At 66.1% G+C, this 23,654-nt stretch carries 22 protein-coding genes; 19 read left to right on the top strand and 3 right to left on the bottom strand.

All coding sequences use genetic code 11. The annotated features are described in order from the left end of the window. Nucleotides 1–20: 20 nt before the first annotated feature. Nucleotides 21–1,028 carry a nonaprenyl/(2E,6E)-farnesyl/geranylgeranyl diphosphat synthase gene (grcC1, locus tag A5699_RS19825; protein ID WP_197508337.1) on the top strand — a complete coding sequence of 336 codons (1,008 nt, stop codon included), beginning with the start codon at nucleotides 21–23 and terminating at the stop codon, nucleotides 1,026–1,028. A 74-nt stretch (nucleotides 1,029–1,102) separates the two neighbouring features. Beyond that, a complete protein-coding gene (gene htpX / locus A5699_RS19820) occupies nucleotides 1,103–1,978 on the top strand; it encodes a zinc metalloprotease HtpX (RefSeq protein WP_067772670.1) in 876 nt (291 codons plus the stop codon). Nucleotides 1,979–2,061: 83 nt separating this feature from the next. On the opposite strand, the gene A5699_RS19815 is transcribed toward htpX, so the two are convergent. Further along, nucleotides 2,062–4,224, bottom strand: a complete 2,163-nt coding sequence (locus A5699_RS19815) for a bifunctional SulP family inorganic anion transporter/carbonic anhydrase (protein ID WP_067772667.1) — start codon at nucleotides 4,222–4,224, stop codon at nucleotides 2,062–2,064. A 488-nt stretch (nucleotides 4,225–4,712) separates the two neighbouring features. On the opposite strand from A5699_RS19815, the gene A5699_RS19810 reads away from it, so the two are divergent. The 4 genes from A5699_RS19810 to A5699_RS19795 all read left to right on the top strand — a co-directional run bounded on the left by A5699_RS19810 (nucleotide 4,713) and on the right by A5699_RS19795 (nucleotide 8,006). Beyond that, nucleotides 4,713–5,486, top strand: coding sequence for a response regulator transcription factor (locus A5699_RS19810; protein WP_067772664.1), 774 nt, complete (start codon nucleotides 4,713–4,715; stop codon nucleotides 5,484–5,486). A 7-nt stretch (nucleotides 5,487–5,493) separates the two neighbouring features. Next, nucleotides 5,494–7,002 carry a cell wall metabolism sensor histidine kinase WalK gene (locus tag A5699_RS19805; RefSeq protein WP_067772661.1) on the top strand — a complete coding sequence of 503 codons (1,509 nt, stop codon included), beginning with the start codon at nucleotides 5,494–5,496 and terminating at the stop codon, nucleotides 7,000–7,002. Between the two features lie 131 nt (nucleotides 7,003–7,133). Beyond that, nucleotides 7,134–7,442 (top strand): hypothetical protein, encoded by a 309-nt coding sequence (locus A5699_RS19800; protein WP_076240244.1) that lies wholly within the window; start codon nucleotides 7,134–7,136, stop codon nucleotides 7,440–7,442. Between the two features lie 51 nt (nucleotides 7,443–7,493). After that, a complete protein-coding gene (locus A5699_RS19795; protein ID WP_067772658.1) occupies nucleotides 7,494–8,006 on the top strand; it encodes a hypothetical protein in 513 nt (170 codons plus the stop codon). A 3-nt stretch (nucleotides 8,007–8,009) separates the two neighbouring features. Here A5699_RS19795 and A5699_RS19790 read toward each other — a convergent pair whose 3' ends face one another. Then, nucleotides 8,010–9,035 carry an NAD(P)H-dependent glycerol-3-phosphate dehydrogenase gene (locus tag A5699_RS19790; RefSeq protein ID WP_067772655.1) on the bottom strand — a complete coding sequence of 342 codons (1,026 nt, stop codon included), beginning with the start codon at nucleotides 9,033–9,035 and terminating at the stop codon, nucleotides 8,010–8,012. Nucleotides 9,036–9,089: 54 nt separating this feature from the next. Continuing rightward, on the bottom strand, nucleotides 9,090–10,301 hold the full coding sequence (locus A5699_RS19785; protein ID WP_067772652.1) for an MFS transporter: 1,212 nt from the start codon (nucleotides 10,299–10,301) through the stop codon (nucleotides 9,090–9,092). Between the two features lie 95 nt (nucleotides 10,302–10,396). Between A5699_RS19785 and A5699_RS19780 the strand changes: the two genes are divergently transcribed. The 13 genes from A5699_RS19780 to A5699_RS19720 all read left to right on the top strand — a co-directional run. Continuing rightward, complete coding sequence (locus A5699_RS19780; protein WP_067772650.1) at nucleotides 10,397–10,726, top strand: helix-turn-helix transcriptional regulator; 330 nt, start codon at nucleotides 10,397–10,399, stop codon at nucleotides 10,724–10,726. A 443-nt stretch (nucleotides 10,727–11,169) separates the two neighbouring features. Then, nucleotides 11,170–12,039 (top strand): ABC transporter permease, encoded by an 870-nt coding sequence (locus A5699_RS19775; protein ID WP_067772647.1) that lies wholly within the window; start codon nucleotides 11,170–11,172, stop codon nucleotides 12,037–12,039. Between the two features lies 1 nt (nucleotide 12,040). Beyond that, nucleotides 12,041–12,898 carry an ABC transporter permease gene (locus tag A5699_RS19770; RefSeq protein ID WP_067772642.1) on the top strand — a complete coding sequence of 286 codons (858 nt, stop codon included), beginning with the start codon at nucleotides 12,041–12,043 and terminating at the stop codon, nucleotides 12,896–12,898. Then, nucleotides 12,899–14,605 carry an MlaD family protein gene (locus A5699_RS19765; protein WP_067772639.1) on the top strand — a complete coding sequence of 569 codons (1,707 nt, stop codon included), beginning with the start codon at nucleotides 12,899–12,901 and terminating at the stop codon, nucleotides 14,603–14,605. Then, complete coding sequence (locus tag A5699_RS19760; protein ID WP_067772636.1) at nucleotides 14,602–15,657, top strand: MCE family protein; 1,056 nt, start codon at nucleotides 14,602–14,604, stop codon at nucleotides 15,655–15,657. Before A5699_RS19765 ends, A5699_RS19760 begins: the two co-directional genes overlap by 4 nt. Further along, nucleotides 15,650–16,687 (top strand): MlaD family protein, encoded by a 1,038-nt coding sequence (locus A5699_RS19755; RefSeq protein WP_067772633.1) that lies wholly within the window; start codon nucleotides 15,650–15,652, stop codon nucleotides 16,685–16,687. Before A5699_RS19760 ends, A5699_RS19755 begins: the two co-directional genes overlap by 8 nt. Then, complete coding sequence (locus A5699_RS19750) at nucleotides 16,684–17,799, top strand: MCE family protein (protein ID WP_067772631.1); 1,116 nt, start codon at nucleotides 16,684–16,686, stop codon at nucleotides 17,797–17,799. Before A5699_RS19755 ends, A5699_RS19750 begins: the two co-directional genes overlap by 4 nt. Then, nucleotides 17,796–19,049: an MCE family protein gene (locus A5699_RS19745; protein ID WP_067772627.1), complete on the top strand. Its 1,254-nt coding sequence runs from the start codon at nucleotides 17,796–17,798 to the stop codon at nucleotides 19,047–19,049. Before A5699_RS19750 ends, A5699_RS19745 begins: the two co-directional genes overlap by 4 nt. Further along, on the top strand, nucleotides 19,046–20,290 hold the full coding sequence (locus tag A5699_RS19740; RefSeq protein WP_067772624.1) for an MlaD family protein: 1,245 nt from the start codon (nucleotides 19,046–19,048) through the stop codon (nucleotides 20,288–20,290). Before A5699_RS19745 ends, A5699_RS19740 begins: the two co-directional genes overlap by 4 nt. A 22-nt stretch (nucleotides 20,291–20,312) precedes the next feature. Further along, the gene (locus tag A5699_RS19735) at nucleotides 20,313–21,008 is read left to right on the top strand and encodes a DUF3329 domain-containing protein (RefSeq protein WP_157561350.1); all 696 of its coding nucleotides are present in this window, start codon (nucleotides 20,313–20,315) and stop codon (nucleotides 21,006–21,008) included. Between the two features lie 11 nt (nucleotides 21,009–21,019). Then, the gene (locus A5699_RS19730) at nucleotides 21,020–21,829 is read left to right on the top strand and encodes a mannan-binding family protein (RefSeq protein ID WP_067772698.1); all 810 of its coding nucleotides are present in this window, start codon (nucleotides 21,020–21,022) and stop codon (nucleotides 21,827–21,829) included. Between the two features lie 285 nt (nucleotides 21,830–22,114). Continuing rightward, on the top strand, nucleotides 22,115–23,146 hold the full coding sequence (locus tag A5699_RS19725; RefSeq protein WP_369806734.1) for an ABC transporter substrate-binding protein: 1,032 nt from the start codon (nucleotides 22,115–22,117) through the stop codon (nucleotides 23,144–23,146). Then, nucleotides 23,143–23,654: ABC transporter ATP-binding protein (locus tag A5699_RS19720; protein WP_157561349.1), on the top strand; the 512-nt coding region annotated here is incomplete at its 3' end. The genes A5699_RS19725 and A5699_RS19720, both read left to right, overlap by 4 nt.

Here is a 23,654-nt window from a genome sequence, read left to right as displayed (position 1 = left end):
GCTCCCAGTATGTTGGACGAATGAGGACACCAGCGACTGTGGTGGCAGGCGTTGATTTCGGGGACGCGGCGTTCGCCGCCGACGTCCGCGACAGCGTCGCCAGGATCGAACAACTGATGTCTGACGAGCTCGGCAAAGCCGATGAGCTCATGGCCGAGGCGGTGCAGCATCTGTTCCAAGCCGGCGGCAAACGCTTCCGTCCGCTGTTCACCGTGCTCTCGGCGTCGTTGGGGCCCCGTCCCGATGATCCGGAGGTGGCGATCGCCGGTGCGGTGATCGAGCTGGTGCACCTGGCCACGCTGTATCACGACGACGTGATGGACGAGGCCCAGATGCGGCGCGGCGCACCGAGCGCCAACGCCCGCTGGGGCAACAACATCGCGATCCTGGCCGGCGATTACCTGTTCGCCACGGCGTCGCGGCTGGTTTCGCGGCTCGGACCCGACGCGGTTCGTGTGATTGCTGACACATTCGCCCAATTGGTGACGGGCCAGATGCGCGAGACCCGCGGCGCGGCCGAGCATGTCGACTCCGTCGACCATTACCTCAAGGTGGTGTACGAGAAGACCGCCTGCCTGATCGCGGCCTCGGGCCGGTTCGGGGCGACGTTCTCCGGCGCCGACGCCGAACAGGTCGAGCGGCTGCACCGGCTGGGCGGCATCGTGGGGACCGCGTTCCAGATCTCCGACGACATCATCGACATCGACAGCGATCCCGACGAATCGGGCAAGGTCCCCGGCACCGACCTGCGCGAAGGGGTGCACACCCTGCCGGTGCTCTACGCGTTGCGGGAGTCAGGCCCGGATGCCGACCGGCTGCGCGAGCTGCTGATCGGTCCGGTCGAACGCGACGAGGACGTGGCCGAGGCGCTGGGGCTGCTGCGGCGCTCGCCCGGTATGACGCGCGCCAAGGAGGTCGTCGCCGAGTACGCGGCGCAGGCCCGTGATGAGCTGGCCAGCCTTCCGGCCGGCCCAGGACGTGACGCGTTGGCCACGCTCGTCGATTACACGGTGAACCGGCACGGCTGATCTGCGGAACCGCGCCGGGTAACTGAGCGTTTAATCAGCGAAGGTTGCCGAGTAGTTCCTAGGAGGAAACTGCGATGACGTGGAACCCGCACGCGAACCGAATCAAGACGTTCCTGTTGCTGGTCGGTTTTTCGGCGTTGATCGTGTTCGTCGGCTCGTTGTTCGGTCGCAACGTGATGTACCTGGCAGTGCTGTTCGCCGTCGGCATGAACGTCTACGTGTACTTCAACAGCGACAAGATGGCGCTGCGCGCGATGCACGCCCAGCCGATCACCGAGGTGCAAGCCCCTGAGATCTACCGGATCGTGCGGGAGTTGGCCACCACGGCGCATCAGCCGATGCCACGCCTGTACATTTCCGACACCGCCAACCCGAACGCCTTCGCCACCGGCCGCAACCCACGCAATGCCGCGGTCTGCTGCACCACCGGCATTCTGCAGCTCCTCAACGAGCGTGAGTTGCGCGCGGTCCTCGGACATGAGCTGTCGCACGTCTACAACCGCGACATTCTGATCTCGTGCGTGGCCGGCGCAATGGCGTCGGTGATCACCGCCCTGGCCAACATGGCCATGTTCGCCGGGATGTTCGGCGGCAACCGTGAGGGCAGCAATCCGCTTGCGATGCTGCTGGTTTCGCTGCTCGGCCCGATCGCGGCCACCGTGGTGCGGATGGCGGTGTCCCGCCAGCGTGAGTACCAGGCCGACCAGTCCGGCGCCGAATTGACCGGTGACCCACTGGCTTTGGCCTCGGCCCTGCGCAAGATCTCCGGCGGGGTGGAGGCGGCCCCGCTGCCCCCGCAGCCGCAGCTTGCCGATCAGGCACATCTGATGATCGCCAGCCCGTTCCGTGCCGGCGAGCGCATCGGCAAGCTGTTCTCCACCCACCCGCCGATCGCCGACCGGATCCGTCGCCTGGAAGACATGGCCGGCCGGGGTCCGGGTCACTACTGATCTCCAGCAAGGGCGAGTGGCCAGTTATGGCACGCTTCTTTGTGCTCTGCGTGACATAACTGGCCACTCGGCTGTCTGGGTCCTTAAGCGACGCCGGCCAGCTGCTCGACATGGGTGGGCGTCACCCTCAGCACCGCGGCGCTGGCGATGTCGTAGAACAGCCCGATCACGTTGACCCGACGGGCCAATGGGTGTGACTGCAAGGTCTGCACCTGCACCGCGACATTCACCATGGACAGCTGGTCGACAGTGCCGAATCCGGCTTCGGCGGCCGACACGGCGACCGGGTGGCGTCCGCCGTCGAACGCCGTCAGCGACGGATCACCATGGGACAGCCAGGATTTCAGGTTCTCGTCACCCGGGTCGGTCTTGCCGAGCAGCGCGGTCATCGCCCCGCAGCTGGAGTGCCCGCACACCACGATCGAGTCGACGTCGAGCTTGTCGACGGCGAAGGCGATGGCCGCCTCGATCGACTCGTCGGTTTGACCCGCGGGGACCATGTTGCCGACGTTGCGCACCGTGAACAGGTCACCGGGTCCGCTACTGGTGATGACGTTGGGTACCACTCGGGAGTCGGCGCAGGTCAAGAACAGTGTCTCGGGGTTCTGTGCGTGCGTCAGTTCCTGCATGTGCGGGCGCAGGACCGGAGCGGTGCGGCGGTGGTAGGCGGCCAGTCCGTGGAGCACCGACGGGGTCTTCTCGGGCTGCCAGGAGCTCCACGGCACCACGCCCGAACGCTTGTCGAACGGGGTGAAGTTGCGGATCGGCGGTCCCAGTACCGCACTGTCCATTTCGACGGCCCCCAGGTCGTGTAGGTCGACGTTGTTGCCTGCGGCGCGGTGCTGACGGCACCAGTCCTCGATGGCCTGATGGGCGGCGTGGTCGATGAAGTCGACGGACAGTTCCACCGTGACATCGGCGTCGGCGGGCACGGAGGCAAGGGTTTTCGTCAGCTTGGGCAGCGACAGGAAGGTGCAGGATCCTTCGATGGTGACTCGCCAATCGTCCTGGCCGGCCGGCTCAGCGTGAATCTTGGTGCGCACCACTCGCCACACCGTCAGCGCGATCGCCAGCACCAGGCCGATCGCCACACCTTCGAGCAGGTTGAGGAACACCACGCACAAGATGGTGATCAGGTAGACCGCCAAATCGCCGGTGAGCCTTGCGGTTTCGATATGGGCCCGGTTCACCAGACGCAGGCCGATCATGATGAGCAGGCCGGCCAGTGCGGCGGTCGGGATCATCTGGGCCAGGCCGGCAAAAGGTACGGCGAAGGCCAGCACCCACACCCCGTGCATGATTGCCGAGGCGCGGGTACGTGCGCCGGAGGCCACGTTGGTGGAGCTGCGCACGATGACACCGGTGACCGGCAGGCCGCCGATCGCACCGGAGACCATGTTGGCCGTGCCCTGGCCGATCATCTCGCGGTCGAAGTTGGTGCGCGGCCCGTTGTGCATCCGGTCGACGGACACCGCTGACAGCAGGCTTTCCACGCTCGCGATGAGCGCGATGGTCAAGATGCCGCCGGCGAACGCGGCCCAGTTGCCGTCCGGCAGGCTGGGCAGTGCCAGCGCATCGATCAGCGATTCGTTGATCTCGATGCGGCTGACGTCGAACGGTGCCAGCACCGACAAGGCCGTCACACCCACGATCGCGACGAGCGGGGCCGGCACCTTGTTGATCGGGGCCGGGACCCAGCGCCATCCCACCAGGGTGACGATCACCAGCACACCCAGCAGCACGGCGGGCCAGTGGGCGCTCATCAGCTGGGCGGGCAGTTCAGAGATGTTGGCCCAGGCCGAGCTGTTGGAGCTGCCGCCGAGCAATACGTGGACCTGCTGCAGCGCGATGGTGACGCCGATACCGGCCAACATCGCGTGCACCACCACCGGGGAGATGGCCAGCGCGGCACGCGCTATCCGGCTCAGGCCGAACAGCACCTGCAGCACGCCTGCGCCCACGGTGATGGCGCAGGTGACTGCCCAGCCGAACTGGGAGATCAACCCGGCGACCACCACGGTCAGGCCGGCGGCCGGGCCGCTGACCTGCAACGGTGACCCGCCCAGGGCGCCGACGATGATGCCGCCGACGATCGCGGCGATGATGCCGGCCAGCACTGGCGCGCCGGAGGCCACGGCAATGCCGAGCGACAACGGCAGGGCGACCAGGAACACCACCAGGGAGGCAGGTAAGTCGTAGCGCAGAATGGCGCGGGCCCGTTCTGCGAGTGGGGTCGTTTGCTGCATTGCGCGCCTCCGTCTGGAACTGGTGATGTGCGGGCCCGCCACGCTGCGGGCCCGCGCACAGATATTCGACGACGTTGTCTCCAGGACAACCTCGAAAAGCGTTGGAGCGCACAACGACACAAGTCGACTTATGGTCCAGTTGTGGCTCGCCTACATCCAATTGCTGTGGGCGAGCGTATTTATCGCTGTGAACAGGTGCAAGGCATTCGGTGTCATGCATAGAGAACCCAAATGTTTCGGGTATGTGTCCCGGCACGAATATGCCTGTCAGCCAGCCTGAATGGCCGAACGCCGTCCGGTCGTGACACCGAATGTTCACCTTTTGGTTCCGAAAAAGGTTCCGAAAAGGTTTGTATTGCAAAGACTCTGGCTGGATCACGGTTGATCTTGATGGTGACCTACGTCATAGAACGGTCGTGGCAAGGCGTCGTCTTAGAACTCCATATGAACTCCGTGACAATGCTCTGTGCGCTCCGCACAATGGAAATATGACCACGATGTCGGTTTCCCCCCGTGCCCAGCAGCCGCGGCAGGCGATCCTCGGACAGTTGCCGAAGATTCACCGTGCAGACGGATCTCCCATCCGCGTGTTGCTGGTCGACGACGAGCCGGCGCTGACAAACCTGGTCAAGATGGCCCTGCACTACGAGGGTTGGGAAGTCGACGTCGCCCACAACGGCCATGACGCCGTGGCGAAGTTCGACGAGATCGAGCCCGATGTGGTGGTGCTCGACATCATGCTGCCCGATATCGACGGGCTGCAGATCCTGCAGCGGGTCCGTGAGGCCGACGGCTACACGCCCACGCTGTTCTTGACCGCCAGGGATTCGGTGATCGACCGAGTCTCCGGCTTGACCGCAGGCGCCGATGACTACATGACCAAGCCCTTCAGTTTGGAGGAGTTGGTGGCTCGGCTGCGCGGATTGCTGCGCCGGTCCAGCCACACCACACCGCCGGCCGACGAGACCCTCAAGGTCGGGGACATGGTGCTCGACGGGGCGAGCCGCGAGGTCACCCGTGGCGGTGAGCCCATCAACCTGACCGTCACCGAATTCGAGCTCTTGCGCTATCTGATGCGCAACCCGCGCCGGGCGTTGAGCCGCGCGGAGATCCTCGACCGGGTGTGGAACTACGGGTTCGGCGGCAAGTCCAGCATCGTCGACCTGTACATCTCCTATCTGCGTAAAAAGGTCGACACCGACCGTGAGCCGATGATCCACACCGTGCGCGGGGTTGGCTATATGCTGCGGCCCGCGTCATGATGCATTGATGCCGCCCAGACGATGGGGGCCGCGTTCACTGCGCAGGCGGTTGGTGCTGGGAGTCAGCGCGATCGTCACGGTTGTGCTGTTCGCAGTCGGTGCGCTGTCGGTCTACAGCCTGCACACCTATGTGACGACGATGAGCGATACCGAGGTGTCGCGGTCGCTGGCGGCGTTCACCCACTCCTATGACAAGCTGCGCGACAAGCAGGCCGGGCACGAGCTGACCGGCGATGCCGAGGCTCTCACCGCATTCGTCGGGCAGGCACCGGGCAACCTGATCGCGGTGCTGCACGACGGTGAGGTGATCCAGTCGGCGGTGTTCTCCGACGGTGAGCCGCATCCGGCGCCCGTCGCCGTCACCCGTGCGCTCGACCAGTACAGCTGGACCGACGACGATCGCCGCACGGTGAAGCTGCCGGCGCTGGGCTCCTACCGGCTGGCCAGCCACATCGTGGGGGATGGCGACGTACTCGTCTCCGGGGTGTCGATGGACAGCGCGAACATGGTGATCGCCCGCAAGTCGGTGACGGTGGCGGTGATGATCGTGCTGGCGCTCATCGTCACCGCCCTGGGCACCATCGCGGTGGTGCGCATCGCGCTGCGTCCGTTGAGCCGGGTGGCGGCGACGGCGGCGAAGGTGGCGACGTTGCAGTTGAACGTCGGCGATCACCGCATCACCACGCGCGTCCGGGACCGGGACACCGATCCGGACACCGAGGTCGGCCTGGTCGGTGACACGCTCAACCGGCTGCTGGTCAACGTCGACAGTGCGTTGGCGGCGTTGGCCGAGTCCGATCGACGGACCTGGCAGTTCCTCACCGATGCCAGCCACGAGCTGCGCACCCCGTTGGCGGCCATCCAGGGCTACGCCGAGCTGACCCGGCAGGACAGTGCAAATCTTCCGCCGACCACCGAATACGCGTTGGCCCGCATCGAGGCCGAAGCCCGCCGGATGACGGGGTTGGTCAGCGACCTGTTGCTGTTGTCCCGGTTGAGTGAGGGCCAAGAGCTGGAGACCGACGATGTGGACCTGAGTGACCTCGCGGTCGACGCGGTCAACGATGTGGCGGTCGGGGCGCCCGATCATCATTGGGTGGCCGAGCTACCGGACGACCCGATGTGGGTGCGCGGTGACCTGGCCCGGTTGCACCAGGTGCTGAGCAACCTGTTGACCAATGCGGCGGTGCACACGCCGCCCGGTGTGACCGTCACGATCGCATTGACCGAGGCAGACGATTCCGCGATATTGACCGTCGCCGACGACGGTCCCGGAATTGATGCCGAATTGTTGCCGAATTTGTTCGGCAGGTTTGTCCGGGCCGATAAATCGCGCTCCCGCGAATTGGGCAGCACCGGCCTGGGGCTGGCCATCGTGGCATCCATCATCGAAGCGCACAACGGCACGGTTGCTGTGGAGTCCAGACCTGGGAGGACGGTGTTCACCGTGCGTATCCCGCTCGCCCGCGAGGTCGCGCCGGAGACGGTTGCCGCGCAGGCAAAAAATATGAATTAGGCCTGAATACTCTTTGACCGTCGGGCCGTATGCAGAAATACGTATGCGTTCAATATGAGTTGATAGACCCCGGCAAATTGGCTCTTTAGGCTGGACCTACCTCAGTAAGGGAAAGGCCAGGTAATTCAATGATGAACATCTGGAAAAGTCTTGCCGTCGCCATCGTCGGAGCCGGTCTGGCATTGGGCGCGCCGGCAGCACCGGCCGCCGCTGCACCGGGTGGCACCGGGTCGGCCCAGCAGACCATCAAGCAGTTGGAGGACGAGGGCTACCGCGTCATCCTGTCGCGGGTCGGCAGCGGCTCGATCAGCGACTGCAACGTCAAGGCGGTCCGGCCCGGCCGCGACATCACCGAGCTCAAGGCCGCGCCGCGGGGTAACACCGAGGAGCGTGTCCGGTACACCACGGTGTACGTCGACCTGGCCTGCGGGGGTAAATAGCCGATTCCTGCAGCGGTGGACCGCCTCACCGCCGCACGTTAGGGTGACGGCGTGCTGAGCAGAGTGCTGATTGGCCTGGTGGGTGCCGCCGCAGCGGTGATGAGCGGGCCCGGGATTGCGCAAGCGGATCCGCCGCCGCCGCCGGTCGTTCCCAACGTGAACGCCTACGCGCCGGTCAAGACCTCTGAATATGCCGTGATGGACAACAACTGGTACGCGTTCAGCGCGCCGGAAGGCCTCACGTGTGTGCTGCAGCGCAGCGGCAGTTACGGGTGCAGCGGGCCGATTCCGGCCGCACCCAACGGCGCCAACCTGGTCAGCGGCGGGCCCGGGGTGCCCGGGTTCGCCAGTTCGCCGGCCCCGGTGTTCGCCGTCGTCGGCGAGGCCAAGCCGTTGCCGGCCAACTCGCGGATCAGTTATCAGACGATCAGCTGTGGTACCGACGGGGTGACGACGTCGTGCATCGACGGACGCAACCAGTCGGGCTTCGTGATCAGCCCGTCGGGCAGCTTCGTCATCGGCGAGCAGGAATCGGACTTCAAGCCCACCTTCACGATCGGCTGAGGTTCAGAACCCCGACCCGTGCACCTCGTGCCCGGGTTTCTCGATCATCAACCCCTGATAGGCGTCCTCGACGGAGTGGCCGTGGTTGATGACGCGGTCCACCTCACGGGCGATCGGCATGTTGAGCCCGTAGTTGTCGGCGAACTCCATGATGACGCTGGCCGCCTTGACCCCCTCGGCCACCTGGTTCATCGAGGCGATGATCTCCTCGACCTTCTTTCCGGAGCCGAGTTGTTCGCCGACGTGCCGGTTGCGGCTGCGTTGGCTGGTACAGGTGACGATGAGATCGCCCATACCGGCCAGGCCCGCGAAGGTGTCGCGTTGCCCACCCATGGCCTCGCCGAGTTTGGCCATCTCGCGCACCGCGCGCGCCATCACCATCGCGCGGGTGTTCTCGCCGATGCCCAGTGAGTAGCCCATGCCCACCGCGATGGCGTAGACGTTCTTGAGCGCTCCGGCCATCTCCACACCGATCACGTCATCGGTGGTGTAGGTCCGAAACCGCTTGGTGCGGAACAACTCTGCGAGTTTGGCCGCGAGATGTTGGTCGGGCATGGCCAGTACCGCGGCAGCGGCGTAACCCTCGGCGACTTCGCGCGCGATGTTCGGCCCGGCCAGGATGCCGGCGGGGTGGCCGGGCAGCACCTCGTCGACGATCTCGCTCATCCGTTTGTTGGTGCCCTGTTCCAGGCCTTTCACCAGCGAGACCACCGGCACCCAGGGGCGCAGTTCGCGAGCCAGCTCGGTGAGCACGCCGCGGAACCCGTGCGACGGCACCCCCATCACGATCACGTCGGCGCAGTGCGCCGCCTCACTGAAATCGACGGTGGCCTTGAGGCTTTCGGGTAATGCGACTTCGTCACCGAGATAGCGTGAATTGCGGTGGTTGTCGTTGATGTCCTTGGCGGTCTCCTCCGAGCGCACCCACTGCAGGGTCGGTCCGCGCCGGGCACAGATGGAGGCCACGGTGGTGCCCCACGATCCTCCGCCGAGGACGACGACGTTGGGTTCTCGTTGCGCTGGTGCCATGGCGATCAGCGTATTGCCGAGTGGCGCTGGGGGAGCCCAAGTTGCCGAACTGGGTCACCCGGTGGCGCGGCGACGCCGGCTCAGCGCGCCGATGAATGCGGCGGCCAGGCATGCCGTGGCGACCGCGCCGGCGAACCACGGGAAGACGGTGTCCAGGTCCCAGCGGGTGGCGGCCCAGCCGGCCAGCAGCGTCGGGACGGCCATCGCGGTGTAGGCCAGGAGGTAGAACGCGGACATGGTCTCACCGCGCTGGGCGGCCGGGACCACGTGGGACAGGTGCCGTAGCGATCCGCCGAACCCGAGCCCGAACGTCGCGCCCAGCAGCGCGGCCGCGGCGAACACCAGGGGCCACGAGTGGGTGAGCAGCACCGGGACGGTCAAGGCCAACGTGACCGCCATGCCGACGTCGCCGACGATCGCCGAGCGGTGCGCCGGGATGCGGGTGGCGGCCAACTGGGCCATCGCCGCGGCGAAGGCGGTGACGGCCACGACGCCGCCACCGAACACCAGGTTCTCGATGTGGGTCTGGCGGGCGGCCAGTGACGGATACAGCGACAGCAGCACGCCGAGCACCGACCAGGAGGCCATCGCGCCGAGTGCGGCGAACCAGAAGTCAGCCCGGATTTCTTTGGCCACTGCGGGTTTCGAGATCCGGATGGGTCCGGTGGAGCGGACGGTGTGGGTTTCGCGCAGGGCCAGGACGCCGACGCCGACGAGCACGCAGATCACCGCGACCACGGCGTAGGGGGTGCGCAAGGGATGTGGGGCGTACTGCGCGAGGACGGCGGATCCGATGATCGCCACGGTCATGCCGATGTTGAACGCCACGCCGCTGAGTTGACCGGAGCGCACGCCCCGGTGCGGGCGAAGGTCGAGCAGGGCGGCGGCGGTCACGACCACGATCGAGCCGATGGCGGCGCCGTGGATGACGCGGGCGAGCAGGAGCAGCGCCATGTTGTCGGCGACCAGGAACACGCCGAGGCCGACGAGCATCGCGACGAGCGCGCCCACCAACACCGGTTTGCGGCCGATCACATCGGAGATGCGGCCGGAGACCAGCACGGCGGCCAGGGCGGCCAGGGCGTACGCCGCGAACACGACAGTGGTGGCCAGCGGGGTGAGATGCCAGGCCGTCTCGTAGATCCCGTACAGCGGCGCGGGCAGGCCCGAGACGCCCAGGGCCACACCGCTGAAGACGAGCAGGAGGGGATAGGCCCAGCGCTGGCCGTCGGTGTCGAGTGGATGTTCTGCCGAAACCGACGTCATCTGCTCACCCCGTCCGGTAGTTTGATGTTCATCGAACCTGGTCGAGCCTACGTCAGGTTTGATGACCATCAAACTTATTTTGGGGTGGCGGGCACATGGCACAGGCGCCGACGATCGAGACCCTCGCAGTCGCGCCGATCCACCAGGTCCTGAGTGCGTTGCAGGATCCGGTCCGGTTGGAAATGGTGCGGCGGCTGCACAACGCGGGTGAGCCGGTCAAGTGCGCGGCGCTCTACGACGGCATCAACAAGTCGACCGCCACCCACCACTTCAACATCCTGCGTGATGCCGGCCTGATCGTGCGGACACCCGGCGACGGGCACACCCATCAACGGTTGCGCGTCGACGATGTCGAGGCGGCGATGCCGGGCCTGTTGGCCGCAGTCGTGGCCCAGGCCAACCGGGAGGCCGAGTCCAGCGGCTGACATCCGGCCGGCGAACTTTTGACCAGTTTTTCGACGGTTTCATCACCATCGGCAAAGTTAATACGCATACCGGCCACGGATTCCGTTGTGCGGGCATCCCGCCGGCGACCCGATGCCGTCGATCGAGCTCGCCGGTTGGGCCGCCGTGGACATCGACGAGGCGTACGTCGCCCTGAATCCACTGTGTTTACAGGTGATCCGAGAAATGAAACGTCGCCACCCAAATATCGCGCCCCGGCGGTCTCGAGCCGGCCGCGGCGGTTCGTTTGCCGGAAGATGCTGAGCCGGGCTCACTAAGTAAATGAGAATTCGGCAAAACGTTGACGCGCGTCGAGTCCCGAGGCTACGGTGCGAACCACTGCTGAGTTATCCGGCCGAAGGCGGCCGTACCTCGGGCCTGGGGAGGGTTCATTGTTGCTGGTGCTTCTGCTTAACGAGAGAGGATGACGGCGCCGCCCGAGAGCGTCTCCGATGGGGTCGAACCGGACCGGGGAGTCGACGCCATCGAGAAATGGGCCACCGGCTATGCCAGGCGCCATCCGCTCGCATCGCTCACCACGGTCGGGGATCAGTTCGTTCTGGGGGTCCGCACCCTTCAGACCTTGTTCGTCGACCTGGTGACGGGCCGGTTCCAGTGGCAGGAGTTCATCCGTCAGGGCGCGTTCATGGCGGGGACGGCCGTGGTTCCCACCGTGCTGGTGGCCTTGCCGATCGGTGTCACCCTCTCGATTCAGTTCGCGCTGTTGGCCGGGCAGGTGGGCGCCACGTCACTGGCCGGCGCCGCCAGCGGGTTGGCGGTCATCCGGCAGGCCGCCTCGCTGACCGCCGCCGTGCTCATGGCGGCCGCGGTCGGCTCGGCCATCACCGCCGATCTGGGGTCGCGCACCATGCGTGAGGAGACCGATGCCATGGAAGTCATGGGTGTCTCGGTGATCCAGCGGTTGGTGGTGCCGCGTTTTGCCGCGGCCATCATGATCGGCGTCGCGCTCACCGGGGTGGTGTGCTTCGTCGGCTTCCTGGCCAGCTTCCTGTTCAACGTGTACTTCCAGAACGGGGCTCCCGGCAGCTTCGTGGCAACCTTCGCCTCGTTCGCCACCACCGGCGACATGATCGTGGCTCTGGTCAAGGCGGTGATCTTCGGCGCCATCGTGGCGGTCGTCTCGTGTCAGAAGGGGCTGTCCACCAAGGGCGGGCCGACCGGGGTGGCGAACTCGGTGAACGCCGCGGTGGTGGAATCGATCCTGCTGCTGATGGTGGTCAACGTCGCGATCAGCCAGCTCTACATCATGTTGTTCCCGCGGGTCGGGCTGTGACATGACCGCTTCCACCTTCACCCCGCCGCTGATCGCACCGTTGGTGCGGCTCTACCGACGCTCGTCGACGCCGGTGATCCGGCTGGGCCACATGATGGTGTTCTTCGTGCGCGCGGTGACGGCTGTGCCGATTGCATTGCGTCACTACCGCGGTGAATTCGTCCGGCTGCTGTCCGACATCGCCTGGGGCAACGGCTCTCTCGTCGTCGGCGGCGGAACCGCGGGCGTGGCGGTGGTGCTCGGCATCACCGTGGGCGCCCTCGTCGGTATCGAGGGCTACAACTTCCTGGACCTGCTCGGGCTCGGCCCGGCCACCGGCATCATCTCCTCGTTGGTGAACACGCGCGAGCTGGCGCCGATCGCCGCGTCCCTGGCCTTCGCGACGCAGGCCGGTTGCCGCTTCACCGCCCAGCTTGGCTCGATGCGCATCGCCGAGGAGATCGACGCGCTCGATTCCATTGCCATCCGCCCGATTCCGTACCTGGTGACGACGCGGCTGATGGCCTCGGTGGTGGCGGTGATCCCGCTCTACGTGCTCTGCCTGGCGGTGAGCTACCTGACCACCCAGGTGGTGGTGTACCTGATCAGCGGTGGGTCCACCGGTTCCTATCTGCACTACTTCACCCTGATGCTGTCCGGCCAGGACATCCTCTATTCGCTGTTGAAGACGGTCATCTTCGTGTGGATCGCCTCCACCGTGCAGTGCTACTACGGCTTTTATGCCTCGGGCGGCCCGGTGGGTGTCGGCGTGGCCGCCGGTCACGCCATGCGCGCCAGCATCACCGTGGTGATCATCGTCAACATGCTGCTCACCATGGCGCTGTGGACGGTCGATTCTGGAGCGAGGTTCGGCGGCTAGATGGGTAACTCACTGGAAACCGACGGCCGCGGGCCGACCGACCGACAACTGTTGGTCTGCGGCGTCGCCGTTCTCGCGGTCGCCGCGCTGGTGTCGACGGTCCTGTTGGTGAAGGCGACCGGGCGGCTCGACGCCCGCGTACCCGTGGTGGCCGCCCTGGTCAACGTCGGCGACGGCCTGCCGCAGCGATCCGACGTCAAGTACCACGGCGTGCTCGTCGGGATGGTCGACGACGTCGTGCCGGCCGCCAACGGCAACCCCAACTACGTCCACATCAACCTCAAACCCGAATACGCGTCGTCGATTCCGAACACGGTGACCGCGCGCGTGGTGCCCAGCAATGTGTTCGCGGTGTCGTCGGTGCAGCTGGTGGATGGCGCCGGCGAGCCGGCAAATGGTTCGAGCGTCGGCGCACCGATCGAGGCCGGCGCACAGATCCCCGAGGACACCGAACTGCCGACGGTGTTGTTCCAGACCACGATCAGCAAGCTGCGCGACATCCTGGCCGCGACCGGCCGGGGACGTGAGGACAAGACGGTGGGCATCCTGGCCGCAGTCAACGCCGCCACCGAGAACCGCCGCACCGAGCTGCTCAACAGCGGTGCCCAATTGAACCGTCTCCTCGACCAACTCGATGCGATCGTGGCCACCGAACCCGGCCCGACGACCGTCTCGGCGCTCATCGACGCCACCCGGGGCCTGCAGCAGACCGCGCCGGATCTGGTCGACGCGCTGCACAAGGCCGTACAGCCCATGCAGACCCTCGTCGAGCAACGCTCACAACTGACCACCCTGATCAACGGCGGCATCAACACCATGAACACCAGCCACACGTCGTTGGCCAACCACTCCGATCAGCTCGTCCGGATCACCACCGAAATGACGCCGGTGATCGGGGAATTGGCGCTGTCCTCGCACAACTGGGTCCCGGCCTTCGTCAAGCTCAACCAACTGTCCACCAAGTTCTTCGACAACGTGTGGATGCCCGATCACGACTTCGGCAACATGCGGGTGAATCTGTCGTTCACCCCCAGCTACACCTACACCCGGGCCGATTGTCCGCAGTACGGCGCGCTCAAAGGGCCGAGCTGTTACACCGCGCCGTTGGTGCCGACGCGTCCGGCCCTGCCGGATGTGCTGTTGCCGCAGAACTATCAGCCACCCGCCGATCTGGCTCCGCCGCCGGGCACGGTGGTGGGGCCGAACGGCAACCTCATGGCGGTCGGGCCGCCCCTGGTGAACCCGAATCCCAATCTGGCCGACCCGAATCCGCCGCTGCCGTCGTGGATGCCGCCGTCCCCGCCGGTCCCCGGCACGGCCAATCCGGCGCTGGCGCCGACGCCGCCCCCGCCGGTGAACCAGTCACCGCTGGCCCCGGTGGCACCCCGGCCGCCCAATTCCCCGCCCGCCGCGTCGATCCCCGGGTCGTCCCCGGCGCCGCCGGGTGGCCCGCCGGCGCCCGAGGGCCCGCTGCTGCCCGCCGAGGCGGCGCCGGCCTCCTTCGGCGGCAGTGCTGCACCCGCCGCCTTCGGCGGCAATGTGGGCCCGGTGGGCAGCACCCAGGAACGCGCCGCGCTGAGCCTCGCGACCGGCCAACCGGCCACCGCGGCCACCCAGCTGCTGCTGGGTCCGGTGGCGCGGGGTACCACCGTGACGGTATCCGATGGTCAAGCGGCACAACCAGTTTCGTCCGGGGGGCCTCGATGAAATATCGCGGAGCAATGATCGGCCTGTCCCTGTTCATGGTGGTGGCGCTGACGCTGACGTGGCTGGTGTATGTCACGTTGCGGCGCGACGTGGCCGGAAAGACCACGCCGTACGCGGCGATGTTCAGCGACGTGTTCGGCCTGCGTGAGGGCGACGACGTCCGGATGGCCGGGGTGCGCGTCGGCCGCGTCGAGAAGATCGAGCTGGACGGCGCGCAGGCCAAGGTGTCGTTCGTGGTGCAGAACGATCAGCAGCTGTTGGGCACCACGGTCGCCTCGGTGACGTACCAGAACATCGTGGGCCAGCGCTATCTCGGGCTGTCGCTGGGCAAGATCGGTGATCCCGGGGTACTGCCGGCCGGCTCGGTCATCCCCGTCGAACGCACCGATCCGTCGTTCGACGTGGGCACCCTGCTCAACGGATACGAGCCGCTGTTCAGCGTGCTCAACCCGCGCGACGCCGACAACCTCACGCAGGGGGTGATCGCGTCGCTGCAGGGTGACCAGGCCTCGATCGCCGCGCTCGTCGATCAGACCGCGCAATTGACCGACTCGTTCGCCGGCCGGGACGAGGAGCTCGGCCAGGTGATCAGCGACCTCAACACGGTGGCCCAGAACCTGGCCAGGCACAACGACAGCCTCGATCAGGTCATCACCGAAACCCGGGGAATGGTCAGCACTTTCGACGCCCGACGGCCCGAGATGGTGGAGTCGATGGGCTCCATCTCACGGGTGGTCCGCCAACTGTCCACCATCACCGACGAGGTCTACCCCTCGCTGAACCAACTCGTCACCCGCGAACCCGGTTTCGTCCAGCACATGGTGGGCATCGAACCGCAGTTGGCGTTCACCGGAGCCAATCTGCCGTTGCTGCTCAAGGGATTCGCCCGGATCACCAACGAGGGCTCCTACGCGAACTCCTACGCGTGCGATCTGAACGCGACGGGATTCTTCCCCGGCCTCAACGACGTCACGCCGATCATCGTCGACGCCGCCACCCCCGGGAACAAGGCGACTTACAGCCCGAGATGCAGGAACATGGCCAATGGCTGAGCAAAAGAAGAAGCGGCGCAAGCCGCTGGAGGGTTACAACCGGACCTGGCTGGGGATCATCGCGATCGCGGTGGTCAGCGTGCTGATCGGGGCGATGCTCATCGTCAAGGTGGCCGATATCGGCTACCGCAAGTACACCGCGCAGTTCCTGCAGGCCGCCGCACTCAAACCGGGCAACCCGATCACCGTGGCCGGGATCCCGGTGGGCGAGGTGGTCAGCATGAAGCTGGCCGGCGACCACGTCGAGGCCAAACTCAAAGTGCGCAACGACGTTCCGCTGGGCAAGGAGTCGCGGGCGGTTATCAAGATCACCACGATCCTGGGTTCGCGCTACCTGTCGCTGGAGCCGGCCGGTGAGGGAGCCGTGCCCGGCGACAACTTCGACCTGGCCCACACCGAGGTGCCCTACGACCTGCAAGAGGCGTTGGCCGACGTCACCACCACCTACGAGCAGGTGGATTCCGACAAGTTCGCCCAGTCGCTGGGCATCCTGGGCCACCAGCTCAACGGGCTGCCCGAGATCGTGCCGCGGGCCCTGCAGAACACCCACACTCTGGCCCAGATCATCGCCAACCGGCGCGACCAACTGGGCACGCTGTTGCAGACCACCGAGGTGGTCAGCAATACCCTGCGCCGCCAGCAGTCGACGATCGGCAGCCTGGTCAACCAGGGCAATGATCTGGTGGGCGAATTCGTCATGCGGCGGGCCTCATTCCAGGCGATGCTGGCCTCGCTGACCAATCTCGTGGAGACCCTCAGTGGCATCGTCATCGACGACCGCCCCGAACTCGAGGCGTTGCTGACCAACATCCGCGAGCTGTCGGACATGCTGGGCCAGCACGACGACCTGCTTCGCAGCGTGCTGCAATCCGCCCCGGTGGCCCTGCGCGGGCTCGCCAACGCCACCGGCACCGGCAACGCGGCCGACCTCAACGTCGCCAACGGTCTGCTGATCGACTCGTGGATGTGCGCGATCAGTGGTCGGGCCAAGCAGTTCAACATGATCCAGTACCTGAAGGACTGCAAATGAGTCGCCGCAACAGGCTCCTGGCTTTGGTGTCGGTCGCTGCGCTGGCCGCCGTCGCGGTCCTCGGGGTCGGCTGGTGGTTCCTGAAGGACATGACCAACACCATCACCGTGACCGCTCAATTCGACAGCGCAGCAGGGCTTTACGAGGGCAACACGGTGGCGGTGCTGGGCATGCAGGTCGGCAAGGTCACCAAGATCACGCCCAAGGGCGGGTATGTGGAGGTCGAGTTCACCGTCGACAAGGACGTCCAGGTGCCCCAGGACGTGCAGGCGGTCACGGTGTCCAACTCGATCCTGACCGACCGGCAGATCGAGCTCACCCCGCCCTACCGCGGTGGGCCGACGCTGCAGAACCACGACACCATCGGGCTCAACCGCACCAAGACCCCGGTCGAATTCGCCCGGGTGCTCGACGTATTGGACAAACTGTCGGCGTCGCTGCGCGGTGACGGCAAGGGCAACGGGCCGATCGCCGAGGTCGTCAACGCCAGCGCCGCGATCGCCGACGGCAACGGCCAGGCGATGAAGGATGCCCTCGGCGAACTGTCCGAGGCGCTGCGGCTGAGCGCCGACAAGGGTGCCGTGACCCGCGATCAGCTGACCACGATCGTGCGCAACCTCAGTTCGCTGTTCCAGGCGGCCGCCAACAATGACGCCACCCTGCGTGAATTCGGTTCCGCGGTGCGCCAACTCAGCCAGATCCTGGCCGACGAGAATTTCGGCACCGGCACCACCGGCAAGAAGCTCAATCAGGTGATCACCCAGGCCGGTGAGGTGCTCGAAGCCCACCGTGAGGAGATCAAACAGATCGTCCTCAACGGCAATACCGCCACCGGCACCTTCGTCGCCCACAACCGTGATCTGGCCGAGCTTCTCGACCTCGCCCCGATGACGCTGGACAACCTTTACAACATCGTCGATCAGCGCAACGGCGCGGCTCGGGTGCATGTGCTGGTCGACAAGGTGTTGTTCGATTCCCAGACCGTCAAGGAGATGTGCAACATGATGGGGCTGCGGCAATTGGGGTGCAGCACCGGGACAGTGCAGGATTTCGGCCCGGATTTCGGGCTGTCCTACATGCTCGACGGCCTGGCGGCGATGGGGCAGCGATGAGAAAACCGATACGCACAGTCGTCCTTCCGGTGGTGCTCACCGCGACCTTGACGTTGTCGGGGTGCGCCAGCGAGGGCCTGGCCAGCCTGCCGTTGCCCGCGCCCGGCGTCGGTTCGGGCGGCTACCGGCTGACCGCGATCTTCTCCAACGCACTGAACCTGCCGGCCAACGCCAAGGTGAAGTTGGCCGGTGCCGATGTGGGCGAGGTCGATTCGATGGTGGCGCGCAACTACACCGCGGTGACCACGCTGCGCATCATGGACGGCGTCCGGCTCCCGCAGGGCACCACCGCCGAATTGCGTTCGGCCACACCGCTGGGGGACGTCTTCGTCTCGGTCCGCCCGCCCAGCCCGGTCGATCCGAATGCTCCGCTGCTGCGTGACGGTGACGTCATCGATCTGGATTCGACCCGCGCCGCCGCGACCGTCGAGTCGCTGCTGAGTTCGGCGGCGATCCTGGTCAACGGCGGTGCGGTACGCAACTTCACCAACATCATCAACGGCTTGGGCAAGGCCACCGGCGACCAGGGCCAGGCGTTCGGCACCCTGATCTCCAAGACCAATCACACCCTCGGCCTGCTCAACGCCCGCTCCGAGCAACTCGACACCGCCATGTCGGAGACCTCGAAACTGCTCGGCCAGATCGACGAGAAGAACCAGGCCGTCAGCGAACTGATGGATCAGGCTGCGCCGGCCACCCAGGTTCTGGCCGAACACACCACCCAGATCGCCGATTTGATCGCACAGGTCGGCGACACGTCCGAAGAGCTGCGCAAGTTCCCGTCGATCGCCGGCACCGACACCAGCGGCCGCAGTGTGATCGCCGATGCCAACACGGTCGCCGGGGCGTGGAACGACGTGGCCCTGACGCCCGACGCCACGCTGTACGCGCTCAACCGGCTGATGCCGCCGATCGTCAAGAGCATGCCGAGCAATGCCTGGTCGACGAGGGCGAGCATCGACCGGTTGGTGCTCGGTTCGATTCCCGACATCGGGTTCGCCGGTGACGCCGGTCTGCACGGGCCCAAGCGCTACAACTGGCATCAGCTGGTCGGCTCACTGCAGTACACGCTGCTGCGGCTGCAGGAGCGGGTGGTCGGACGGGGACCGTCCGTGCCGCAGATGCCGGTGATTCCCAGTCCCACCGAACCGGGTGAGATCGTGACCGCGCCGCCACCCGGCGCGGCCCCACCGGCGGAGGCACCACCCGCCGATGCTCCCGTCGCACCGGCCGCTGAGGCACCGCGATGATCGACTCGCTGGCAGATCTCGTCGTCAGGATGGTCCGGTTCGGTTACCGGCGTAAGGCCTGGCTGTCCGCCGGGGCCCTGGTGATGACCCTGGTGGTGGCCACTGCCTATCTGATGATCGGCGCGTTACGGGTCAAGCCGTTCGACTCCACCTATCGGCTCACGGTCCAGTTGCCGGAGTCGGCAGGGTTGTTGCCGAACCAGGATGTGACGTTGCGTGGCGTGCGGGTGGGCCGGGTCGAACGCCTCGACATCACCCCGTCGGGGGTCAACGCCGTGGTGAACGTGGACTCGGCAGTTCAGATCCCGAAGTCCAGCGATGTCCGGGTATCGGGACTGTCCCCGGCCGGTGAGCAGTACATCGACTTCGTCGGGCATTCGGACCAGGGCCCGTTCCTCAGCGACGGCAATGTGATCACCGAAGCCTCGGTTCCGGTCAGCCTGGCCCAGCTGCTGGCTGATGCCGACGGTGCCCTGGCCCAGGTCGACGTCGACAAGCTGGAACTGATCCGGCGGGAACTGAGCATGAGCAGCGCCGGTCCGCGCAAGCTGTCCGACATCATCGACGGCGGCACGTTTCTGCTGTCGACGCTGGATTCGGTGCTTCCCGAGACGACGAGCATCCTGCGTAACAGCCGCGTGGTGTTCAGCCTGGCGGCGGACAAGAACGCCGGCATCGCAGTGGCCTCGGACAACCTGAGCTCCACCTTCGACGGGATCAACCGGATGCGGGACGGCTTCCGCCGGCTCACCAACGAGACCCCGGGCGCGCTGACCTCGGTCGACAACCTGTTCGTCGACAACTCCGACACGATGGTGCAGCTGCTGGGAAGCCTGGCCAGCACGTCGCAACTCCTGTATCTGCGGGTGCCGGCGCTGCATGCGCTGTTCCCGGACTACCGCACCTCGGCCCTCGACGCGATCGGCAGCGTCATGCACGACAACGGGCTGTGGGCCACCGGCGAGATCTATCCGCGTTACTCGTGTGACTACGGGACACCACGTCGGCCACCGTCGGCGGCCGACTACCCGGAGCCGTATATGTACACGTACTGCCGCGACGAGCATCCCGGTGTGCTGGTCCGCGGCGCCAAGAATGCGCCGCGTCCGGCCGGCGACGACACCGCGGGTCCGCCCCCGGGCGCTGACCTGGGGCGTACCACCGATCCGACGCCCAAGGGGCGATACACCATCCCGACGCCGTACGGCGGTCCGACGTTGCCGATCGAGCCGCCCCGGTGATCCACCCGATGCACCCAAGGAGATGACGGTGACCCTCACGACTGACAAGCCGACCGGCGACGGGCAAGCTGGCACCGTGGACGACGCGATCGGTATCGAGGAAACCGCCGAGGAAATGACCGAGCCGGATTCCGAGGCGAAGGACGAGACCAACGACGACGCGAAGGCCGACGACGATAAGGCCGACGATGCGGCCGGGGACGACGCGGCCAAGCCCTCCGACGCGGCCAAGCCGCGGGGTTGGGGTCGTCGCGTGCTCATCGGCGCCGGGGTCGTGGTGTTCGTCGCCGCGTTGGCTCTGTCGGGATTCCTGGGCTGGCAGCTGTGGCAGACGAAGCAGGTGGCGCAGGCCAGTCGGCAGGCGCAGGACGCGGCGGTCGCCTATGCCCAGATCTTGACGAGCATCGACTCCAACAAGGTCGACGAGAACTTTAACCAGGTGCTGGCCGGCGCCACCGGTGAGTTCAAGGACATGTACTCGCAGTCGAGCATGCAGTTGCGCCAGTTGCTCATCGACAACAAGGCCACCGCGCACGGTGTGGTGGTCGAGTCGGCAGTGCAGTCGGCGAGCAAGGACAAGGTCGTGGTGTTGCTGTTCGTCGACCAGTCGGTGTCCAACACCCAGGTGCCCGACCCGCGGATCGACCGCAGCCGCATCAAGATGACGATGGAAAAAGTCGACGGGCAGTGGCGCACAAGCAAAGTGGAACTCGCCTGAGCCGGCCCATGATGCGCATCGGCAAGCTGATCGGCGCGGCAGCCGTGGTGGCCGGCACCATGGTGGCCATCACGACCGCTCCCGACGCCGCGGCGTCGGCGGCCACGTTCTGCGACGAACTGGGCGGACAGTGGGATGGGCAGTTCTGCAACACGTCCGTGGTCTCGGACCGAAAAGCGGTCCGGGACATCAAGATGGCGTTACCGGGCGACCTGGTGGACAACCCCGTCATCCGGCAGTACCTGACCAACCTGATGAATAACTGGCGCACCGCGGCGATGAAGATGGCCGCCGACAGCTCTGGTGAGCAGCACTTCGAGGTCTTTCACCACGGCGGCGCGATGACGGCGGTCTTCCACGAGATGTACTCCGGCACGGTCGGTACCGACGCGCTGGCGCACCCGAACGCCCCGATCTTCAGTGACGCCTACCGCACGTTCACCTTCGTCGACGGGCGGCAGGTGCAGCTCGCCGACTTGTTCAAACCGGGTGTCGACCACCGGGTCGAGATTCCGCGCCTGGGGGAGCCGTTCATCGTCGCCGCGCTCGATGCCGCGCCGCCGCCGCACCAGCCCGGCACATACCCGTTCACCCCGGACCGCTGGACCCCGGACAAGGTGTACTCCGGCGGCTACAAGGCCTGGGCGCTGACGCCGGACGAATTGATCCTCTACATGCCGGATTACCCGGTCGGACATGACAGTCCAATTGACTTCACGCCGGGCCGGATGCAGTGGGCGATGGACGGCGGCACCGTGCAGGCACACATCCCACTCTCAGCACTCGCCCCGGTGCTGCAACCGCAGTTCGGCGGCGTCTGACCCTTCTAACGAAGCGTCCCAGCCTGGCGCGCACTATGGGTGTCGATCCCTATGACGAATGTGTCGGTTGTCGGCGAAATCACTGCAGCTCTTCGACAACAGCGTGCACATTCGTCGCAGCATTCCGAAAGGCACATGGGTGCCCCCGGGCGGTCCGTCGGCCATTCGATTCTTCGCGAGGCTAAAGGGTTACTCGGCCACCGTTTGTTGTCACCATGAGCCGCGACAATCACCGCGACTCTTTGGGAGACAACGGCCATGCGCCTATTCAGTTCGGTACTCGCGATGCTCAGCGCACTCGTGATGGTGCTGACCGGGTGTGGCTCCTCCGGTGGGGCGGCGCACACCGAAGACGGCAAGACGGTGCTGCGGTATCAGGGGTGGACCGGCGAGGTCGAGTTCCACGAACTCGCCGAGGAACTCGGCTATTACAAGAACGTCAAGCTGGAGTGGGTGGGTAACACCACCAGTGGGCCGCAGGACATCCAGTCGGTGGCCACCGGCGACATCGATTTCGGTTCGGCGTTCAACGGTGCCGTGGTCAAACTCAACGCCGCCGGTGCCCCGATCACCTCGGTGCTCAGCTCCTACGGCGCCGACGAGGACGAGTACACCGGCTATTACGTGTTGGAGAACAGCCCGATTCGCTCGGCCCGCGACCTGATCGGCAAGAAGGTCGGGATGAACACCCTCGGCGCCCACCACGAATTCCTCACCCGGGAATGGTTGGCCAAAGAGGGCTTGACCAACGACGAGATCAAGACCGTCACCCTCACGGTGGTGCCACCCGTCAACACCGAGCAGGCCCTGCGCGACGGGCAGATCGATGTCGCGGCGCTCAACGAGATCTACCGGGAGTCCGCGCTGCAACGCGGTGGGATCCGGCCGCTGTTCACCGACAAGGCGCTGTTCGGTGCGTTCAGCTACGGCACCTATGTGGTGCGCGACGATTTCCTGGCCAAGAACCGCGATGCCGTGGCCGATTTCGTCCAGGGCACAGCGCGCGCGGTCCGCTGGGCACAGGTGACCCCGCGGGACGAGGTGGTGGCGAAGTTCCGCGAGATCATCAACAAGCGCCACCGCAATGAGGACACCAAGGCCGTCGAATACTGGCGTAGCTCAGGGATTCCGGTGCCCGGCGCGGTGATTGCCGACCGTGAACTGCAGACCTGGATCGACTGGCTGGTGCGCAACGGGGAACTCGAACCGGGCACGTTGACGGCAAAAGACCTCTACACCAACGAATTCAATCCGTACGCCAACGGGACTTATCCCGACGGCAGCGGGCCCGACGGTCAGGCATTGGCACACCGATGAGTACACAACCCAAACTGCAACTACGCCACGTCACCAAGCGCTTCGCAATCCGCGGCGAGAAGACCAGCTTCACCGCGATCGACGACATCAGTATCGACCTGGCCGCCGGTGAGTTCCTGGTCCTGGTCGGGCCCAGTGGCTGCGGTAAGTCGACACTGCTGGACCTGCTCGGCGGGCTGACGCAACCGACGTCGGGGGAGATCCTGCTCGACGGCAAGCCCGTCCGCGGTCCTGGCCTGGACCGCGGCATCGTGTTCCAGCAGTATGCCCTGCTGCCGTGGCGCACCGCCCGCAAGAACGTCGAATTCGGCCTGGAGGCAAAGGGGTTGCCGACCGCGGAGCGTCGCCGACGCGCTGACGAGTATCTCGAGCTGGTCGGGCTGAAGGGCTTCGCCGATCGTTACCCGCACGAGCTGTCGGGCGGGATGAAGCAGCGCGTCGCGATCGCGCGCAGTCTGGCCTTCGACCCCGAGGTGCTGCTGATGGACGAGCCGTTCGCCGCGCTGGA

Source organism: Mycobacterium sp. E802 (genome assembly GCF_001666875.1).
Classification (GTDB): Bacteria; Actinomycetota; Actinomycetes; order Mycobacteriales; family Mycobacteriaceae; genus Mycobacterium.
The sequence above is the reverse complement of the archived record's forward strand: the minus strand, read 5'-3'. Positions and strand labels throughout refer to the sequence as shown.

Bases quoted from the DNA above. Each gene is read 5' to 3' on its own strand.
- A5699_RS19750 (WP_067772631.1), top strand. From the start codon at position 16,684: ATGAGTCGCCGCAACAGGCTCCTGGCTTTGGTGTCGGTCGCTGCGCTG.
- A5699_RS19735 (WP_157561350.1), top strand. From the start codon at position 20,313: ATGACGGTGACCCTCACGACTGACAAGCCGACCGGCGACGGGCAAGCT.
- A5699_RS19730 (WP_067772698.1), top strand. From the start codon at position 21,020: ATGCGCATCGGCAAGCTGATCGGCGCGGCAGCCGTGGTGGCCGGCACC.
- A5699_RS19785 (WP_067772652.1), bottom strand. From the start codon at position 10,301: ATGACGTCGGTTTCGGCAGAACATCCACTCGACACCGACGGCCAGCGC.
- A5699_RS19725 (WP_369806734.1), top strand. From the start codon at position 22,115: ATGCTCAGCGCACTCGTGATGGTGCTGACCGGGTGTGGCTCCTCCGGT.
- A5699_RS19810 (WP_067772664.1), top strand. From the start codon at position 4,713: ATGACCACGATGTCGGTTTCCCCCCGTGCCCAGCAGCCGCGGCAGGCG.
- A5699_RS19770 (WP_067772642.1), top strand. From the start codon at position 12,041: ATGACCGCTTCCACCTTCACCCCGCCGCTGATCGCACCGTTGGTGCGG.
- A5699_RS19780 (WP_067772650.1), top strand. From the start codon at position 10,397: ATGGCACAGGCGCCGACGATCGAGACCCTCGCAGTCGCGCCGATCCAC.
- A5699_RS19815 (WP_067772667.1), bottom strand. From the start codon at position 4,224: ATGCAGCAAACGACCCCACTCGCAGAACGGGCCCGCGCCATTCTGCGC.
- A5699_RS19745 (WP_067772627.1), top strand. From the start codon at position 17,796: ATGAGAAAACCGATACGCACAGTCGTCCTTCCGGTGGTGCTCACCGCG.
- A5699_RS19740 (WP_067772624.1), top strand. From the start codon at position 19,046: ATGATCGACTCGCTGGCAGATCTCGTCGTCAGGATGGTCCGGTTCGGT.
- htpX (WP_067772670.1), top strand. From the start codon at position 1,103: ATGACGTGGAACCCGCACGCGAACCGAATCAAGACGTTCCTGTTGCTG.
- A5699_RS19805 (WP_067772661.1), top strand. From the start codon at position 5,494: ATGCCGCCCAGACGATGGGGGCCGCGTTCACTGCGCAGGCGGTTGGTG.
- A5699_RS19790 (WP_067772655.1), bottom strand. From the start codon at position 9,035: ATGGCACCAGCGCAACGAGAACCCAACGTCGTCGTCCTCGGCGGAGGA.
- A5699_RS19765 (WP_067772639.1), top strand. From the start codon at position 12,899: ATGGGTAACTCACTGGAAACCGACGGCCGCGGGCCGACCGACCGACAA.
- A5699_RS19775 (WP_067772647.1), top strand. From the start codon at position 11,170: ATGACGGCGCCGCCCGAGAGCGTCTCCGATGGGGTCGAACCGGACCGG.
- A5699_RS19755 (WP_067772633.1), top strand. From the start codon at position 15,650: ATGGCTGAGCAAAAGAAGAAGCGGCGCAAGCCGCTGGAGGGTTACAAC.
- A5699_RS19760 (WP_067772636.1), top strand. From the start codon at position 14,602: ATGAAATATCGCGGAGCAATGATCGGCCTGTCCCTGTTCATGGTGGTG.
- grcC1 (WP_197508337.1), top strand. From the start codon at position 21: ATGAGGACACCAGCGACTGTGGTGGCAGGCGTTGATTTCGGGGACGCG.
- A5699_RS19800 (WP_076240244.1), top strand. From the start codon at position 7,134: ATGAACATCTGGAAAAGTCTTGCCGTCGCCATCGTCGGAGCCGGTCTG.